This is a genomic window from Pseudomonas sp. GW823-FHT04A03 (genome assembly GCF_058796615.1).
On sequence record NZ_JBXAIV010000006.1, the window covers coordinates 170,615 to 186,054 of the forward strand.

A 15,440-nucleotide genomic window follows, 5' to 3' on the forward strand; every position below is an offset into this window, starting at 1 on the left:
CGAATGCAGACTGACATTCAACATCTCTGTTGGCTGACACGCCGCATTCGCGAGCAAGCTCGCTCCCACAGGGACCCTGACGGGCTTCTATTTCAGATGCGCACTGTCAAACCACTCCAACGCCGTGCGCCAGATGCAGATGCCGAGGAAGTACGCCGACGCCAGCAGCCACAGGCCCATCACCAGCGGGTTGATCACCGGGTGGTTCAGCACCAGCGACAGACTGCACAGCAGCCAGATCGCCGTCACCGCAATGTTGATCGGCATGAAACGGCGTACCCGGAACGGGTGCAAAAACTTCATTCGGGTCACGGTCAACAGCGCCAGGCCAATCACCGTCAGGAAGGTGATCCACGGCCCCGGATCGATGATGTAAAGACACAACGCAACCACGTTCCACGCAGCGGGAAAGCCGACGAAGTAGTTGTCCTTGCTCTTCATGTTGACGTTGCAGAAGCAGAACAGCGACGACACCAGAATCAGCGACACGGTCAGCAGCAGGGTGTAGTCGGGCAGGGGAATGTAGCGATAGATGAACAGCGCCGGGATGAACACGTAGGTCAGGTAATCGATCACCAGATCGAGGATCGATCCGTCGAAACTCGGCAGCACCGACTGCACGTTGACCTTGCGCGCCAGCGCCCCGTCGAGGCCGTCGACGATCAGCGCCACGCCCAGCCACATCAGGCAATGGGTCGGCTGGTTTTCCAGCAGGGCAAGGGTGGCCAGAAAAGCGGTGACCACGCCGGTCGCGGTGAAACCATGGGCGCCCCAGGCCTTGAGCCTGGCGATGTGGACGGTCGATATCACGAAGGCGTTCTCCAGAAAGTGCAGCAAGCCGCGTAAACCCTTGGGCAGCAAGGGCGGCGACTAACCGGGTCGGGGTTGCAGCTATCGACCGGTCGGGCCGGGTCAAGGTTCACCCATTCATGAAGATTAGCTGGCCGCGAAAAAATTTCTCTGGAGAATCACTCGCCCATGGCCACGTCAGCCCAACGGTGCTGGCACATCGCATCAAGAGGACTATCGTTGCCTGACGCAGTCATACCCCTTTGCCTGAGGACGACGTCATGAACACCAGCGATCTGCTCGAACAACTGCTGCGAGGCCAGGCCTCGGCGGGACAACAAGGTGGCGCTTCGGCCGGCGGTGGACTGGGCGGGCTGGGTGGATTGCTCGGCGGTCTGCTGGGCGGTGGCGGCACCAGCGGCGGCGGTTCTCCTGCCGGAGGGCTGGGTGGCCTGGGCGGGTTGCTCGGCGGATTGCTCGGCGGTGGCGGGGCACTGGGCGGCGGGACGCAGAGTCGTTCCGGCGGGACCAATTACGCAGCACTGGCCTCGCTGGGCATGATGGCGTTCCAGGCGTATCAGGCCTGGCAACGCAGTCAGGCTTCTGCTGCGCCGCAGCAAACCCCGCAAACCGCGGATCTGCTGTCCGGCCCGCAAGTCGAAGAACACAGCCACGCCGTCCTGCGTGCGTTGATCGCGGCGGCCAAGGCTGACGGTCGGATCGACGACTCGGAAAAACATCTCATCAGCAGTGAAATCGGCAAGCACACCGATGACCCCAACCTGCAGCAATGGCTCGACGACGAAGTCGCCAAAGCGCTGGATCCCACCGAAGTCGCCCAGGCGGCGCAGAACGATCCGGCCATGGCCGCCGAAATGTACCTGGCCAGCGTGATGCTGGTGGACGATCAGCAGGACGCCGAGCGCAATTATCTGGATGAACTGGCGGCGGCGTTGCAGATCGACCCCGCGTTGCAGGTCCACCTGGATCAGCAGGCCAAAGGCACGGCCTGACCGCAAAACCCCGCAGCCTTCGAGCGCTTCTGTTCAAGCCAGTGGCGTGCCGAAGGCTCCGTCCGTCCGGGCAAATTTAACGTCGATTGAATTTTCGGCAGGCGCCGCCTCTCTGCTGCATTAGAGGCGAGTGACTGAGCGTCCTGCCAATCGACCGAGAACATTGCCATGACTGTCCTGACACGCCTGCAAGGTGCACCTGCCCAATCGCAACCGCTCGATTCACTGGGAGAGTTGCGGCGCATCCATGAAGCACTTCTGTCCGACGAACACCCACAGCCGCTGGCGCGCGCCTTTCTGCAACACCATCTCCAGCACGCCGCGCAATTGAAGGAAGAGCTGCCGTCAGATCCAGCGCTCTGGCACGCCTGGGTGGCACAGCACTGTGCCGATGTCGCCCGGCAATATGCCGACTACCTGCAACAACGCAAGGCTGGAGGAGCGCGGCTGTTTTTCAGTTGCAAGGCTCATGCGCTGTATTTCCTGCAAGCGGTGGCGCCCACCAAACTGGTCGACGGCGCCTGGCTTTACGGCTTGCTGGCCCAATGGCGCGATCCGCGATTCAGCAGTCTGATCAGCACCTATCTGGAAGAACTGGGCGAGGGCAATCCGGCGCAGAATCACGTGGTGATCTACCGGCAACTGCTCGCCGAAAACGGTCTGGAGCCCGCCAGCCCGCTGCCCGACGAGCGCTACCTGCAAGGCGCGCTGCAATTGGCCCTCGGTGCCGGCGGCATGGATTTTTTGCCGGAGGTGATCGGTTACAACCTTGGCTACGAGCAACTGCCGTTGCACCTGTTGATCAGCAGTTACGAACTCAGTGAACTGGGGATTGATCCTTACTATTTCACCCTTCACGTGACCATCGATAACGCCAGTACCGGTCATGCGCAAAAAGCCGTTCAGGCCGTTCTTGATCTGCTGCCTCTTGAGGCTGATCGCAGTGATTTCCTGCGCCGGGTATCGCTGGGTTATCGGCTCAATGACCTGGGGCAGGGCAGCCGCGCAATCATCGAGGGGTTCGATCTGGAGCGCGAATTGTTGGCGATGCTAGAACGCAAGTGTCCGTTCGCTCAGCACATGCACTCCGACTATTGCCGCTTCGAAGGCAAAACCGTCAATCAATGGCTGGCCGATCCGCAGCAGTTGCCCGGGTTCCTGCAAGCCTTGCAAGACAAGGGCTGGATCAAGCGCAACGAAGACCCTCAGGGCAGCCGCTTTTGGCAATTGATCGATGGCGATGGTGCGGCGATGTTCGGCGTGTTCAGCGCCTATGAAAAACAACTGGTTCACGACTGGATTGCCGGTAACTGGATCTCTGCAGACAAATCCGTCGCGTTCCGCCGCCGCCCCTCAGTCCCTGCGCCGATCGAGGTGCCCGAACAGGACCCCGATGTGCAGCGCCTGAATACGGCACTGCAAGGGCAGGACGCTCACACCCAAATCGCAACGTTGATCCCCTGGCTCGCACCGTCACGCCATGCACATCCGGCCGGGCTGCTCGCCACTCGCCAATTCATCCAACTCAAATCCGGCCTGCGTTAAGGAAGTCATCCATGAATCAGGAAGAACAACTGTCCGCCAACGATCTCGTGCTGCTGCAACTGGGGCGGCGCTTGCAGGCCGACGGCTATCGTTTCATCACCCCGACGCCGCTGACCCATCAACGGGTCAACCAGCGCGACGAAGGGCAGGCCGCCGATTGCCTGCGGGATGTGTTCGGATGGTCGCGCCCGTTCGAATCGGGCCTGCTGTCTGCCGATGAACAACGGCAATTGCAGGAAGCCCAGGTGATCGATGAGTTCGATGGGCGCTTGAAGAGTCGGGTGCGCTGGTCGAGCCTGGATGACCTGTTGTTTGTGCATTCCGGGTTTCCCACCGATGCAGCCGACTCGGTGTTCTTCGGCCCGGACACCTATCGCTTTGCTCAACTGATCCACAGCCATTTGCAGCAGAACTTTGCGCCCATCCATCGGGCGGTGGACATCGGTTGTGGCGCCGGAGTGGGCGCGATCCTGATTGGCCGTGCCCGGCGAGAAGCGCAGGTGCTGGCGGTGGATATCAACCCGGCTGCGTTGCGCCTGACCACGATCAACGCGGCGTTGGCCGAAGTAGCCAATGTCGAAGTGAGTGCCAGTGATGTGTTGCAAGGCGTCGACGGCGAGTTCGACCTGATTGTCGCCAACCCGCCCTACATGGCCGATCCGGCGGGGCGAGCTTACCGCCACGGTGGCGGGACGCTGGGGGCGGGTCTGTCGCTGCGGATCGTCGAACAGGCGCTCAATCGCCTGACCCCCGGCGGCTCGTTGCTGCTGTACACCGGTGTGGCGATGGTCGATGGCCGCGATCCCTTCCTCGATACCGTATTGCCACGGCTGGATGAAAAACGCTTCGGCTGGACCTACCGCGAACTCGATCCCGATGTGTTTGGTGAAGAGTTGCTCAATCCAGGCTATCAGCGCGTCGACCGGATTGCCGTGGTCGCACTGACTGTGACTCGAACAGGCTGACACAAGGCAGGTGCAGGATGAGCAGGAATCTCGACGACTACAACCGGATGCGCGACTTTTCGGCGACCTCTGAACCGGCGGCTGAACGCCGTCGGGGCAAGAAGTCCGCCGGCGACCATGCCCTGCAATTCTGCATTCAAAAGCACGATGCCTCGCACCTGCATTACGACTTTCGCCTGGAACTCGACGGCGCGCTCAAGAGCTGGGCGGTGCCCAAGGGGCCGTCGCTGGATCCCAAGGTCAAGCGGCTGGCGGTGCACGTCGAAGACCATCCGCTGGACTACGCGACGTTCGAGGGCAGCATTCCCGAAGGGCATTACGGCGCCGGCGATGTGATCGTCTGGGATCGCGGCGTGTGGATTCCGCTGGAAGACCCGGAAAAAGCCTACGCCAAGGGCAAGCTCAAATTCGAACTGCAAGGCGAGAAGCTCGCCGGGGTGTGGAATCTGGTGCGCACCCACATGCCGGGCAAGAAAGAGCAGTGGTTTCTGATCAAGCATCAGGACAGCGCCGCGCGCCCGCAAAGCGATTACGACGTGCTGGTCGCCGAGCCCGACAGCGTGCTCAGTGAACGCACGATCGTCGACAAACCCAGCCTCAGTGCGAAGCAGGTAAAGCCGCTGAAAGCCTCGCCGAAAGTATCGCGCAAGCCGGCCTCGGGCAAACTTGCCGGGGCGCACAAGGCCAGGATTCCCGCGCAACTCAAACCGCAACTGGCCACCCTGGTGGAGAGTGCGCCGGAAGGGGATTGGCAATACGAAATCAAGTTCGACGGCTATCGGATCATGGCGCGCATCGATCAAGACGAGGTGCAGTTGTTCACCCGCAATGGCCATGACTGGACGCACAAATTACCGAAACAGGCGAAAGCTCTGGCGGCGCTGGGTCTGGAATCGGCGTGGCTGGACGGTGAGATGGTCGTTGCCGACGCGGACGGCGTGCCGGATTTTCAGGCCCTGCAAAACGCGTTCGATGCGGGCCGCAGCGAAAACATCCTCTATTACCTGTTCGATCTGCCGTATCTCAACGGTGTCGATCTGCGTGAAGTGCCGGTGCAGGAACGCCGCGCGGCGTTGGCCACGGTGCTGAAAGCCCATGAAGATCCGCTGCTGCGCTTCTCCGAAGCGTTCGACGAGACCCCGCAGGCGTTGCTCAACAGTGCCTGCCAGATGCGCATGGAAGGCCTGATCGGTAAACGCCTCGGCTCGCCTTACGTGTCGCGCCGCAGCAGCGACTGGATCAAGCTCAAGTGCAAGCATCGCCAGGAATTCGTGATCGTCGGCTACACCGATCCGAAAGGCGCGCGCAGTTCGTTCGGCGCGCTGTTGCTGGGCCTGCATGATCGTGACAGCGGCGAGTTGCGGTACGCCGGCAAGGTCGGCACCGGGTTCAACGAAACCACCCTCAAGAGCATCCTCGCGCAACTCAAACCGTTGCGGGTGAAGAAATCTGCGGTGGCCAACCCGCCCACAGGATTCGAGGCCAAGGGTGTGCATTGGCTCAAGCCGAGTCTGCTGGCGGAAGTGGCGTTTGCCGAAATGACCCAGGACGGCTCGGTGCGCCACGCCGTGTTCCATGGTCTGCGCGAGGACAAACCGGCCAAGGACATCACCGAGGAGCGCGCCAAACCCATGAAGACGTCAAAGGCTCAATCTACCGCGCCGTCCCAATCCGGCCTCGCCGACGGCAAGGTGCGGATCACTCACCCCGAACGGGTGATCGACGCCAGCAGTGGCACCACCAAAATGCAGCTGGCCGAGTATTACGCCAGCGTCGCCGAATGGATTCTGCCGCAACTCAAGGATCGCCCGGTGGCGCTGGTGCGCGCGCCCGACGGTATCGCCGGTGATCTGTTCTTCCAGAAGAACGCCGAGAACCTGGCGATCCCCGGCATCCGCACGTTGGACAAAGACCTGACCGGCCAGCCGGTGATGCTGATCAACAACGCCGAAGCCTTGATTGGCGCGGTGCAGATGAGCACGGTCGAACTGCATACCTGGAACGCTACGACCACAGATCTGGACAAGCCCGATCGGTTTGTTCTCGACCTCGACCCGGATCCGGCGCTGCCCTGGAAAAGCATGGTCGAAGCCACGGCGCTGACCCTGACCGTGCTCGATGAGCTGGGTCTGAAGGCGTTCCTCAAGACCAGCGGCGGCAAGGGCATTCATCTGGTGGTGCCGCTGACCCGCAAGCATGGCTGGGACGAGGTCAAGGATTTCAGCCACGCCATCGTCACTCACATGGCGAAGCTATTGCCGGAGCGTTTTTCCGCGGTGTCCGGGCCGAAAAATCGTGTTGGGCGGATCTTCATCGATTACCTGCGCAACGGCCTGGGCGCCACCACCATTTGTGCCTACGCAGCGCGTACCCGCGAAGGGTTACCGGTGTCGGTGCCGCTGTTTCGGGAAGAAGTCAGTGAGATCAAAGGCGCCGATCAATGGAACGTGCGCAACGTTCACGAACGGCTGGCGGAGGTGGGCGATGAGCCTTGGGCAGACATGAAGAAAACCCGGCAAAGCATCACGGCCGAGATGCGCAAGCGGGTGGGCATGAAGAAATGATCAGGTGCCGCGCAGCAAGTCGTGGGCGTTGAGCAGGTCAAAGGCGACTTGTGGGTTGTTTTCCAGACCACGGCGGATGGCGGCCGGGATGGTTTTGCGGGTTTTGCGGCAAAGTCCCGGCAGCTCCTGGACCTCGATTTCGATGCCTCCGCGCACGGTCCGTACCTCACCGAACTTCGGTGCGATCAGCACGCGAATGCCTAGCTGATCGAACATCTTGCCTTGCAGGCGCTCGAGGTCGGCGAGGTCTTTCAGGTTTTCCAGCCGCTCAAGCAGACGCTTCTCTTCCTCGCGGGTCAGCAGCAGGATGCGCACGTCCGCGCCGGGTGTATCCAGCAGCGGATCACGACCGCAAATGCAAAGACCCGGCGGGCAAGGGGAGCGAAGGGAGGCAGAAATCGTCATGGCCTCCATCATAGAGGCCGTTCGACGGTTTTGCCCATGGTCGTTCGCCAGCCGTCCATCGGCAGGGCACAACGGTGGCGAGTCCGTCAGCCACCATCATCGAACGTGCCGTGGTTACTGCGACAGACCTTCGTAGTGAACCAGGATGGCATTGGCCAGCTCTTCATCGCTGGCGTTCAGGCCGGGATTGTCCTGGCGCACCTGTTGCAGCACCGATTCGAGGTACACGCCACGGATCGTTCCGCCGCTGGCGACGAATGCGGACAAGTCGTCACGGGCCGGAATCACCATTTTGTGATCCTTGAAGGTCGAGTACAGCGAGGCCGAAACCCCCGCCGAAGTGGCGACATCCCCTGCGTCCACGCGGGCAAGGGCCGAGCCGAACGGCAGGCACAGCATGAGAGACGAAACGAGTAATAAACGGCGCATGACGGTGTTCCTCCAGCAGCGTAAAGCGAAAAGGAAGTACCACATAATGTGAGAGGTGCCGGACGGCGCGGGAGTTCCATGCACCGGGCCGGGCGGTAGCAGGCATGGAACGAGAAGCACCGCACAGTCCTCATTTTTACCGGATGTAACGACACACCCTGCGACGCTCTAAAGCGGCGGATTCACCCAAATAGGCTTAACTGAAGCGTTGAAAGGCGCCGTGTGGCGCGACCAGGGAGGAAATCACGGTGTCGATCAAACTGCGTTTGGTGTTGCTGATTGCGACCAGCCTGCTGACGGCGCTGATCGTGAGCCTGGTCAGTTACGTCGGCAATCAGCGGATGGCCTCGGCGGTCGGTGACAACGCGGTCAGCATGAGCGCGTTGCGCAACCACATGGAAGCCGACATGATGCACGACGCCCTGCGTGCCGACGTGTATTCGGCAATGCTGGTGGGGCTGGGCAAAAGCACGAGCACGGCGGACGAGGTGCGCAGTTCGGTTGAAGAGCATGCGGCGCATTTTCGCGAGGTGCTGGGTGAAAACCTCAAGCTGCCGGTGAACCCGACGATCAGGTCCGCGCTGGAGCAGATCAAGCCCAGCCTCGACACTTACATCAGCGCCGGCGAACAGATCGTCGGGCTTGCACTGGAAAACCCGGACAGCGCCCAGCAGCATCTCGGAAACTTCAGCACCGCGTTCAGCCAGCTCGAAGAACGGATGGCCGCCCTCAGCGAGCTGATCGAAACCAATACCCGGCAGACCAGCGAAGGCACCGAAGCGGCGATCCACAATGCCAATGTGGCGCTCGGCATCGTTCTGATCGCCAGTCTGTTGCTGCTGTTGGCCCAGGGCCGCTGGGTGATCCTGAGCATCATGGGGCCGCTGAAATCCGCCAGTCGCATTGCCGAAAGCATCGCCCACGGCAACCTCAGCGAACCGATCGCCGAACCGTCCGGCAAGGACGAAGCCAGTGCGCTGATCCGCACGTTGGCCACCATGCAGCGCGACCTGCGGGACATGATCGACGTGGTGCGACGCAACGCCCATGGCGTCAGCGGCATGAGCGAACAACTGAGCCACGGCTGCCATCAGGTGGCCGACAGCAGTCAGCAGCAAAGCACCGCCGCCGGGACCATGGCGGCCGCCGCGAGCCAGATGACCGCGAGCATCGAGGAAATCACCCGTCACGCCGAACGCGCGCTGAACATGGCCAGCCAGGCCGAGTCACTGGCGAAAAATGGCGGTCAGGTGATCCATCAGGTGGTCAGCGACATGGACGACATCGCCCGTTCCGCCCAGCAATCGGCACAGGTGATCCGCACCCTCGATCAGGAATCCGAAGGCATCTTCAACATCATCCAGGTGATCAAGAGCATCGCCGACCAGACCAACCTGCTGGCGCTCAACGCAGCCATCGAGGCAGCCCGGGCGGGCGAACAGGGCAGGGGCTTTGCGGTGGTGGCCGATGAGGTGCGCAGTCTGGCGGCGCGCACCAGCGCCTCGACCCAGGAAATCGCCGCGATGGTCGCGCGCATCCAGAACAGCACCCGCGAGGCCGTCAGCAGCATGGAGGCGGGTGTGGCCCAGGTCGACAAGGGCATGGCGGTCACCGCCGACGTCGAACGCGCCATCCGCGAAATCCTCGACGCCACCCTCAGCACCACGCAACTGGTCAACGACATCACCCGCACCATCGGCGAACAGAGCCAGGCGAGCAACGAAATTGCCCATCAGGTGGAGATGATTGCGGGGATGTCGGAAGGCAACAGCAAGGTGATCGGTCAGACGGCCAATACCACGGACGAGCTATCGAGTCTGGCGGGGCGGCTGGCGCAGTCGGTGGATCGGTTTCGGTTGTGAGGGGAATGTAGATATCCGCTCAAGGTGGGATGAGCCAGCGGATCACTGATCCGCTTTTCGCCGTACATTGATGGTCGCCTCAACCTTCAATCTGAAGTTGTATTTCTTGAAGCGATTCTTCGCATTGAGTTCTGGTTTAACAAAGGGTGACTTTTTGTTGCAGACGTACGCGATTTTGGGGTGGTAATTAGCCAGGAATTGCTCGCCGTGTGCATCAATCAAAAATTGAATTGTCGACTCCAATTGTTTGATCCCTTGCCCTTGCCAGCCACCTCCATCTCGGTCTTTCAACTCAACAAGGTACAGCGCGTCATCAGTCCTCAGCATGCAGTCACATCGATCCCGACCTTTTTCCTCACCGTCTTTGATCACGCATTTGTCAATTGCGGTAAAGACAATCGGTTTTTGGAGCGGGTTCGATACCGTGGCTACCCATTCTTTCGAGTTGTCTAAGTCGACATAAGCGAGAGGACGCTCTTGATCGTCGCGTAGTCCAAATTCGGCATCAGCAAACGGGCCTGTCTGGCAGCGGATATCAAGAAAATTCACCCTTTCAGCTCCTCCTCGATATCGAGGAGTGCATCAAATAGATCATTGCCTTCTTGCAAGGATCTGTTCAGAAAATTGTCATCGGAAGGAATGCCATCAACCATTGGCAGTTTCGTGATCGATCCAGTTCTTTCATCGGCTTGGTATATCGCCAACTCTTCGGCGTCTAGCAAGGCATGCAAAGGAATAACGGCGGCGAGTTTAGGGAGTAATTCCTTGTCGCGCTTTTTCTGGATAATGCTGTCTTGCAGGTGCTTGCCCTGTACCGAGATGGTCAGGTAATTCACTACGTATGGGCTGTGAGTTGTCAGCACCAGACGGTTGCCCTGACCTTGATTATTGAACTGCAGCAGACTCTGCAAAACGCTCCATTGTGACTGGGGATAAAGATTCTGCTCAGGTTCTTCGACGATATTGATAAACGCTGATTTGTTGAATCTGGAGGACAGCGTGGAGAGAGCAATGCGCCTTTGCTCTTCTGTCAGCGAATCAATGGAAAAGATCTCTTTAACCTCTTTTCTGAAGCGATCCAGCTCATCGGCGCTCATTGTCTCTTGTCGCTCTTCGCTTCGCTCTTGAACCGCGTTGGACAGATAGTGGCTCACCAGATGCAATGGAACGGCAGACTGAAAGCCACTGGAGGCGTCTGCCAGTCTGAGTTTGTAGTCGGACTCGCGAATATTGAGGATATCGTTGAGCTTGTCATATTCGAGTTCGGCCTGATTGATAGGCAACAGCAAAGTGCCTTTCATATTGGCTTTGGCTGCATCGAATTCGGTCAGGAATTCCTTGAGAGAATCCGAGGACAGTTTCAGCTCGCGAGGGTGTCTGACATAGGAGATGAAGTTGCGCTCGGCAGGCACGTACATGATCTGAGGCAGATGGTAGCTACCACCTTTTGATTCAGTGATATTTAACAGTCCCCACATGAAAAGAATCGAATACGCCTCGCCCTCGTATTCGATCTCTGTATCATCGGAGATGTAGTGCTCTAGCCTGTGATATGTCAAAAAAGGCTTGATGAATTTGTTCTTCCGTTCAAACCATTTCTTATCGTAATCACCCCGCACCAACGCCTTCTCTATCCAGGAGAATGTCGAGTAAAGCTTGGCCAGCGTGCTCTTCCCGGAGCCCTGATTCCCCACGAAAACCGTCACGCGTTTAAACTCTATCCAGCCATTGTTCTTCACACCATCGCGGATAGGGCCGAAATGCTTGACGCGTAGTCGGGTCATTGATCACTCCATAGGACGAGCTTGTACGGTTTAGCGATGCAGCATATCAGGGCAGGGGACAAACGGGAGGAGCAAATTGGAGCGAAATGGACAGGTAGGTAAGGTGCTTACCAAGAGAGAGAACTCTGACGAGGTACTCGCCAGAGCCTTCTACTTTAATCAGAACTTGTACGCCTGACGCCCCACCAGCAGCCACTTGCCAGCCTGCTTCTGCCAGATCTGGAAGTTCTCGATTTCAGTCGGCACGACCTCGGTGCCTTTGATGGCCTGTCCCGAAAAGTGGTGGCGTACCAGGGCGGTGTCCCCGGACAGGGTGATTGTCTGGTTTTGCATCTCCAGGGTCTTGAACGCGCTCTTGCCGGTTTCGATATCGGCAATGAAGGCTTTCTTGTCCTGGATCTTGCCGCTGGAGTGGCCGTAGGTGAGTTTGTCGGCGGTCAGGGCGTTCAGTTCGGCGACGTCCTTGTGCAGCATCGCCTGGGTCAGGTGATCGACGGCCTGGGCGACGTCCTGTTCCGCCGGGGCGGCGGCGACGTAGCCGCTGAAGAGGCAGACGAGACCGAGTAGAAGTCTGTTTTTGTTCATGGGTATTCCTTGTTGTTGTAGGTAATGAGCACGACTGGATAATTTGTCAGTCGTCGTACAACTTAACAGGAATGCGTCGGCGTTAGAAAGCGCCTGAGGAACCTATTGAAAACTATCCGGTCGCGAACAGACGCGCGGGTTTGCCATGACGTGATATTCTTCGCCCCACTTGGTTTGACCTAATTCAGTCTGGCGCGCTTTTCGGCGGGCCAGACAGAACCCCTGTCGCTCAAGTAGCTGAAGCCAATAATGATAAGAAGTCAGTTCAGAAGGGACATATAACTGAGGTCGACGCAGCCTGTCGGCCTTGTGTGCCCACCCGTCAAAATTGAAGTGTGCCGGAACCCGCGACGCTGGCCTGAGTGTCGCGAAAAAAGGGAACCTCATACGTACAACAGCGGCGGGCGGAAGGCGTTTTATCATAGGTGCAACAGATGTTTAAAAAAGTGAACACAGCCTTGCTGGGGCTGGCTTTGGCGATGGGGATGTCTTCCGCCAATGCCGAAGAAGCAAAGAAAGTCGACGTCCTGCTGATCGGCGGCGGCATCATGAGCACCACCCTGGGTGTGTGGATCAATGAGCTGGAACCGACCTGGTCGATGGAAATGGTCGAGCGCCTCGACGGCGTCGCCCTGGAAAGCTCCAACGGCTGGAACAACGCCGGTACTGGTCACTCCGCCCTGGCCGAGCTGAACTACACCCCGGAAGACGACAAGGGCAACGTCACGATCCCGAAAGCGGTCGAGATCAACGAAGCGTTCCAGGTCTCCCGTCAGTTCTGGGCCTGGCAGGTTCGTCAAGGCGTCCTGAAGGACCCTCGTTCGTTCATCAACACCACTCCGCACATGAGCTTCGTGTGGGGCGATGACAACATCAAGTTCCTGAAAAAGCGCTACGAAGCCCTGCAAGCGAGCCCGCTGTTCGCCGGCATGCAGTACTCCGAAGACCCGGCTGTGATCAAGAAGTGGGTTCCGCTGATGATGGAAGGGCGTGACCCGAACCAGAAAATCGCGGCCACCTGGAGCCCGCTGGGTACCGACATGAACTTCGGCGAAATCACCCGCCAGTTCGCCGGTTACCTGCAGACCAAGCCTAACTTCAGCATGAAGCTGTCCAGCGAAGTACAGGACATCACCAAGAATGCCGATGGCACCTGGCGCGTCAGCTACAAGAACCTGAAAGACGGCACCAAGACTGAAACCGACGCCAAGTTCGTGTTCATCGGCGCCGGCGGCGGTGCACTGCACCTGCTGCAGAAATCCGGTATCGAAGAAGCCAAGGAATACGCTGGCTTCCCGGTAGGCGGCTCGTTCCTGGTGACCGATAACCCGGCCATCGCTGAACAGCACCTGGCCAAGGCCTACGGTAAAGCTTCGGTTGGCGCGCCTCCGATGTCCGTTCCGCACCTGGACACCCGTGTTCTGGACGGCAAGCGCGTCATCCTGTTTGGCCCGTTCGCAACCTTCAGCACCAAGTTCCTGAAGGAAGGTTCGTACCTGGACCTGCTGACCAGCACCACCACCCACAACATCTGGCCTATGACCAAGGTCGGCATCAAGGAATACCCGCTGGTCGAGTACCTGGCCGGTCAACTGATGCTGTCGGATGAAGATCGTCTGAACGCGCTGAAGGAATACTTCCCGAACGCCAAAGCCGAAGACTGGCGCCTGTGGCAAGCCGGCCAGCGCGTGCAAATCATCAAGCGTGATGAAGCCGCTGGCGGCGTGCTGAAACTGGGCACCGAAATCGTTGCTTCCAAGGACGGCTCCATCGCCGGTCTGCTGGGCGCATCCCCAGGCGCGTCGACCGCTGCACCGATCATGCTGAGCGTGCTGCAGAAAGTCTTCAAAGACAAAGTCGCCAGCCCTGAGTGGCAAGCCAAGCTGCACCAGATCGTTCCAAGCTACGGCACCCAGCTGAACAACGATCCAGCCAAAGTGGCTGAAGAGTGGGCTTACACCGCCAAGATCCTGCAACTGCCAACCCCTCCGGTGATTGGCCAGGCTGCAGCTCCAGCGGCGGACGCCTCGGCTGAAAAAGCCCCGGCTCCAAAAGAAAGCGCTGCACGTGACATGGCTCTGTAATCCAGACGTCTGACACACAAAGCCCACTGAACCGGTGACGGTCAGTGGGCTTTTTTGTGTCCGGATTTCAGGCCTTTGCGGCAGCCAGATAAGCCCCCAGCCGCCGTCCCATTTCCTCGCCCAACGCCTGCAAGCCACTCAACGGCCGCACCATCACTTCGAACTCGACGATCTTGCCCTGTTCATCGAAACGGATCATGTCGATGCCCTTGAGCTCCTTTGCTCCGACTTTGGCGCTGAATTCCAGCACCACATTCAAACCGTCGGACGTCGCCAGTTCACGGTGGTATTTGAAGTCTTCAAACACTTCGAACACGGTGTTGAGGATCATCGAGACCACCGGTGCGCCTGGATAAGGCGTGTGGGCCATCGGCGAGCGGAACACCGCCTTGGAATCGAGCAGCTCGGGCAGGGCCTTGAGGTTGCCGGTGCGGATCATCTCGTGCCAGCGGTTCAGGGATTCGGCGGCGTTGGGGTTCAGGTTCAGGTCGGACATGGTTTCACTCCTGTATTTTTGTTGTTCTTTGCGCGGCGCCCATGACTCTAGATCAAAGCGGCGCAATGGAAACCATCTGTACCGATCTGAATATCGATACATGCGCCAGCCCGATCCATCTGATCCGCTTTTTCCTGTCGAATCTGCATCTGTAACCATCTCAGCCACGGGCCCAAAATACCCCTGCCGTTCGGCCATACGCGACGCGCTTCATTCCGGAGCGCCCGGTGCGCCGGACATTCAGTATTCAGGAGGCCTTCATGGCTAAGATGGCGATTTTCCTCGGCGGCTTTCTTGTGTTGACCATCATGATTGGCGTCCTTGCCACGATTTCCCCGGTCTGAGGTCAACTGAAGCGCGATCCCTGTGGGGTGTGATCTAATCGCCGGCCTTTTTTCCAGCAAACGGACTTCACCCCCATGGCCGAGCAGCGTATCCGCGCACTTGCACTGTGTGTCTTTCATCACCAGGGCAAGATTCTGGTTAACCGGTTCCACGACCCGGTCGCAGACAAAACCTTCTACCGGCCTATCGGTGGCGGAATCGAATTTGGCGAAACCAGCCGCGAGGCGATCGTGCGCGAAGTGCAGGAGGAGCTGGGTCTTTCAATGAAGGATCTGCGCCTGCTCGGCACGCTTGAAAGTCTGTTCGTCTACAACGGCAAACCAGGGCATGAAATTGTTCAGGTGTACGACGCCCGCTTCGAAGACACGCAGGTGTACGAGCAATTGCAGATCGTCGGCCACGAAAGCGACGGCGCTCCGTTCACCGCAAGCTGGCAGGACGGCTCTAGCTTCACTGACCACTCACCACTGGTGCCAGTCGGTTTGCAGGCGCTGCTCAAGAGCGCTGCGATCCTCGACTGAGCAGGCGATATAACACGACACGCCAGACAAAACCGCATTCGGTATTAGACTCC

Annotated in this window: 14 protein-coding genes and 1 pseudogene; 8 read left to right on the forward strand and 7 right to left on the reverse strand. The window is 59.1% G+C overall.

Annotated features, from left to right (window positions below):
* Window positions 1-87: 87 nt before the first annotated feature.
* Window positions 88-810 carry a phosphatidylcholine synthase gene (gene pcsA / locus AC1Q9F_RS17365; protein WP_115079921.1) on the reverse strand — a complete coding sequence of 241 codons (723 nt, stop codon included), beginning with the start codon at window positions 808-810 and terminating at the stop codon, window positions 88-90.
* Between the two features lie 260 nt (window positions 811-1,070).
* Between pcsA and AC1Q9F_RS17370 the strand changes: the two genes are divergently transcribed.
* The 4 genes from AC1Q9F_RS17370 (at window position 1,071) to ligD (ending at window position 6,876) form a co-directional block, all read left to right on the forward strand.
* On the forward strand, window positions 1,071-1,802 hold the full coding sequence (locus AC1Q9F_RS17370) for a tellurite resistance TerB family protein (protein WP_207985722.1): 732 nt from the start codon (window positions 1,071-1,073) through the stop codon (window positions 1,800-1,802).
* 168 nt (window positions 1,803-1,970) lie between these two features.
* The gene (locus tag AC1Q9F_RS17375) at window positions 1,971-3,347 is read left to right on the forward strand and encodes an iron-containing redox enzyme family protein (RefSeq protein WP_492620449.1); all 1,377 of its coding nucleotides are present in this window, start codon (window positions 1,971-1,973) and stop codon (window positions 3,345-3,347) included.
* Window positions 3,348-3,358: 11 nt separating this feature from the next.
* A complete protein-coding gene (locus tag AC1Q9F_RS17380; RefSeq protein WP_207985724.1) occupies window positions 3,359-4,312 on the forward strand; it encodes a methyltransferase in 954 nt (317 codons plus the stop codon).
* Window positions 4,313-4,329: 17 nt separating this feature from the next.
* Window positions 4,330-6,876: a DNA ligase D gene (gene ligD / locus AC1Q9F_RS17385; protein WP_492620450.1), complete on the forward strand. Its 2,547-nt coding sequence runs from the start codon at window positions 4,330-4,332 to the stop codon at window positions 6,874-6,876.
* Here the strand turns inward: ligD and AC1Q9F_RS17390 are convergent, their stop codons facing one another.
* Window positions 6,877-7,281, reverse strand: a complete 405-nt coding sequence (locus AC1Q9F_RS17390; RefSeq protein ID WP_492620451.1) for a hypothetical protein — start codon at window positions 7,279-7,281, stop codon at window positions 6,877-6,879.
* Window positions 7,282-7,395: 114 nt separating this feature from the next.
* The gene (locus AC1Q9F_RS17395) at window positions 7,396-7,710 is read right to left on the reverse strand and encodes a DUF2388 domain-containing protein (RefSeq protein WP_085698689.1); all 315 of its coding nucleotides are present in this window, start codon (window positions 7,708-7,710) and stop codon (window positions 7,396-7,398) included.
* Window positions 7,711-7,958: 248 nt separating this feature from the next.
* On the opposite strand from AC1Q9F_RS17395, the pseudogene AC1Q9F_RS17400 reads away from it, so the two are divergent.
* Together AC1Q9F_RS17400 and AC1Q9F_RS17405 are read left to right on the forward strand one after the other, a co-directional pair.
* Window positions 7,959-8,717, forward strand: a pseudogene (locus AC1Q9F_RS17400) (MCP four helix bundle domain-containing protein); the annotation flags it as partial.
* 129 nt (window positions 8,718-8,846) lie between these two features.
* Window positions 8,847-9,572, forward strand: coding sequence for a methyl-accepting chemotaxis protein (locus AC1Q9F_RS17405; RefSeq protein WP_371857362.1), 726 nt, complete (start codon window positions 8,847-8,849; stop codon window positions 9,570-9,572).
* 42 nt (window positions 9,573-9,614) lie between these two features.
* On the opposite strand, the gene AC1Q9F_RS17410 is transcribed toward AC1Q9F_RS17405, so the two are convergent.
* From AC1Q9F_RS17410 to AC1Q9F_RS17420, 3 genes are all read right to left on the reverse strand, one after another.
* Window positions 9,615-10,121 (reverse strand): hypothetical protein, encoded by a 507-nt coding sequence (locus AC1Q9F_RS17410; RefSeq protein ID WP_207985728.1) that lies wholly within the window; start codon window positions 10,119-10,121, stop codon window positions 9,615-9,617.
* Entirely contained in the window at window positions 10,118-11,356 is a 1,239-nt protein-coding gene (locus AC1Q9F_RS17415; protein ID WP_492620452.1) for an AAA family ATPase, read from the reverse strand. Before AC1Q9F_RS17415 ends, AC1Q9F_RS17410 begins: the two co-directional genes overlap by 4 nt.
* A 159-nt stretch (window positions 11,357-11,515) precedes the next feature.
* On the reverse strand, window positions 11,516-11,941 hold the full coding sequence (locus tag AC1Q9F_RS17420; protein ID WP_207985730.1) for a nuclear transport factor 2 family protein: 426 nt from the start codon (window positions 11,939-11,941) through the stop codon (window positions 11,516-11,518).
* 434 nt (window positions 11,942-12,375) lie between these two features.
* Between AC1Q9F_RS17420 and mqo the strand changes: the two genes are divergently transcribed.
* Window positions 12,376-14,025 carry a malate dehydrogenase (quinone) gene (mqo, locus tag AC1Q9F_RS17425; RefSeq protein WP_007957153.1) on the forward strand — a complete coding sequence of 550 codons (1,650 nt, stop codon included), beginning with the start codon at window positions 12,376-12,378 and terminating at the stop codon, window positions 14,023-14,025.
* Between the two features lie 67 nt (window positions 14,026-14,092).
* Here the strand turns inward: mqo and AC1Q9F_RS17430 are convergent, their stop codons facing one another.
* Window positions 14,093-14,521 (reverse strand): nuclear transport factor 2 family protein, encoded by a 429-nt coding sequence (locus tag AC1Q9F_RS17430; RefSeq protein WP_492620453.1) that lies wholly within the window; start codon window positions 14,519-14,521, stop codon window positions 14,093-14,095.
* Window positions 14,522-14,940: 419 nt separating this feature from the next.
* Here AC1Q9F_RS17430 and AC1Q9F_RS17435 point away from each other — a divergent pair, with 419 nt between their 5' ends.
* Window positions 14,941-15,387, forward strand: a complete 447-nt coding sequence (locus AC1Q9F_RS17435; protein WP_492620454.1) for an NUDIX hydrolase — start codon at window positions 14,941-14,943, stop codon at window positions 15,385-15,387.
* Window positions 15,388-15,440: the final 53 nt, after the last annotated feature.

What these genes read in the sequence shown, in the direction of transcription:
- AC1Q9F_RS17370 (WP_207985722.1), top strand. Translation starts at nt 1,071, where the DNA reads ATGAACACCAGCGATCTGCTCGAACAACTGCTGCGAGGCCAGGCCTCG.
- AC1Q9F_RS17375 (WP_492620449.1), top strand. Translation starts at nt 1,971, where the DNA reads ATGACTGTCCTGACACGCCTGCAAGGTGCACCTGCCCAATCGCAACCG.
- AC1Q9F_RS17380 (WP_207985724.1), top strand. Translation starts at nt 3,359, where the DNA reads ATGAATCAGGAAGAACAACTGTCCGCCAACGATCTCGTGCTGCTGCAA.
- ligD (WP_492620450.1), top strand. Translation starts at nt 4,330, where the DNA reads ATGAGCAGGAATCTCGACGACTACAACCGGATGCGCGACTTTTCGGCG.
- AC1Q9F_RS17390 (WP_492620451.1), bottom strand. Translation starts at nt 7,281, where the DNA reads ATGACGATTTCTGCCTCCCTTCGCTCCCCTTGCCCGCCGGGTCTTTGC.
- AC1Q9F_RS17395 (WP_085698689.1), bottom strand. Translation starts at nt 7,710, where the DNA reads ATGCGCCGTTTATTACTCGTTTCGTCTCTCATGCTGTGCCTGCCGTTC.
- AC1Q9F_RS17405 (WP_371857362.1), top strand. Translation starts at nt 8,847, where the DNA reads ATGGCGGCCGCCGCGAGCCAGATGACCGCGAGCATCGAGGAAATCACC.
- AC1Q9F_RS17415 (WP_492620452.1), bottom strand. Translation starts at nt 11,356, where the DNA reads ATGACCCGACTACGCGTCAAGCATTTCGGCCCTATCCGCGATGGTGTG.
- AC1Q9F_RS17420 (WP_207985730.1), bottom strand. Translation starts at nt 11,941, where the DNA reads ATGAACAAAAACAGACTTCTACTCGGTCTCGTCTGCCTCTTCAGCGGC.
- mqo (WP_007957153.1), top strand. Translation starts at nt 12,376, where the DNA reads ATGTTTAAAAAAGTGAACACAGCCTTGCTGGGGCTGGCTTTGGCGATG.
- AC1Q9F_RS17430 (WP_492620453.1), bottom strand. Translation starts at nt 14,521, where the DNA reads ATGTCCGACCTGAACCTGAACCCCAACGCCGCCGAATCCCTGAACCGC.
- AC1Q9F_RS17435 (WP_492620454.1), top strand. Translation starts at nt 14,941, where the DNA reads ATGGCCGAGCAGCGTATCCGCGCACTTGCACTGTGTGTCTTTCATCAC.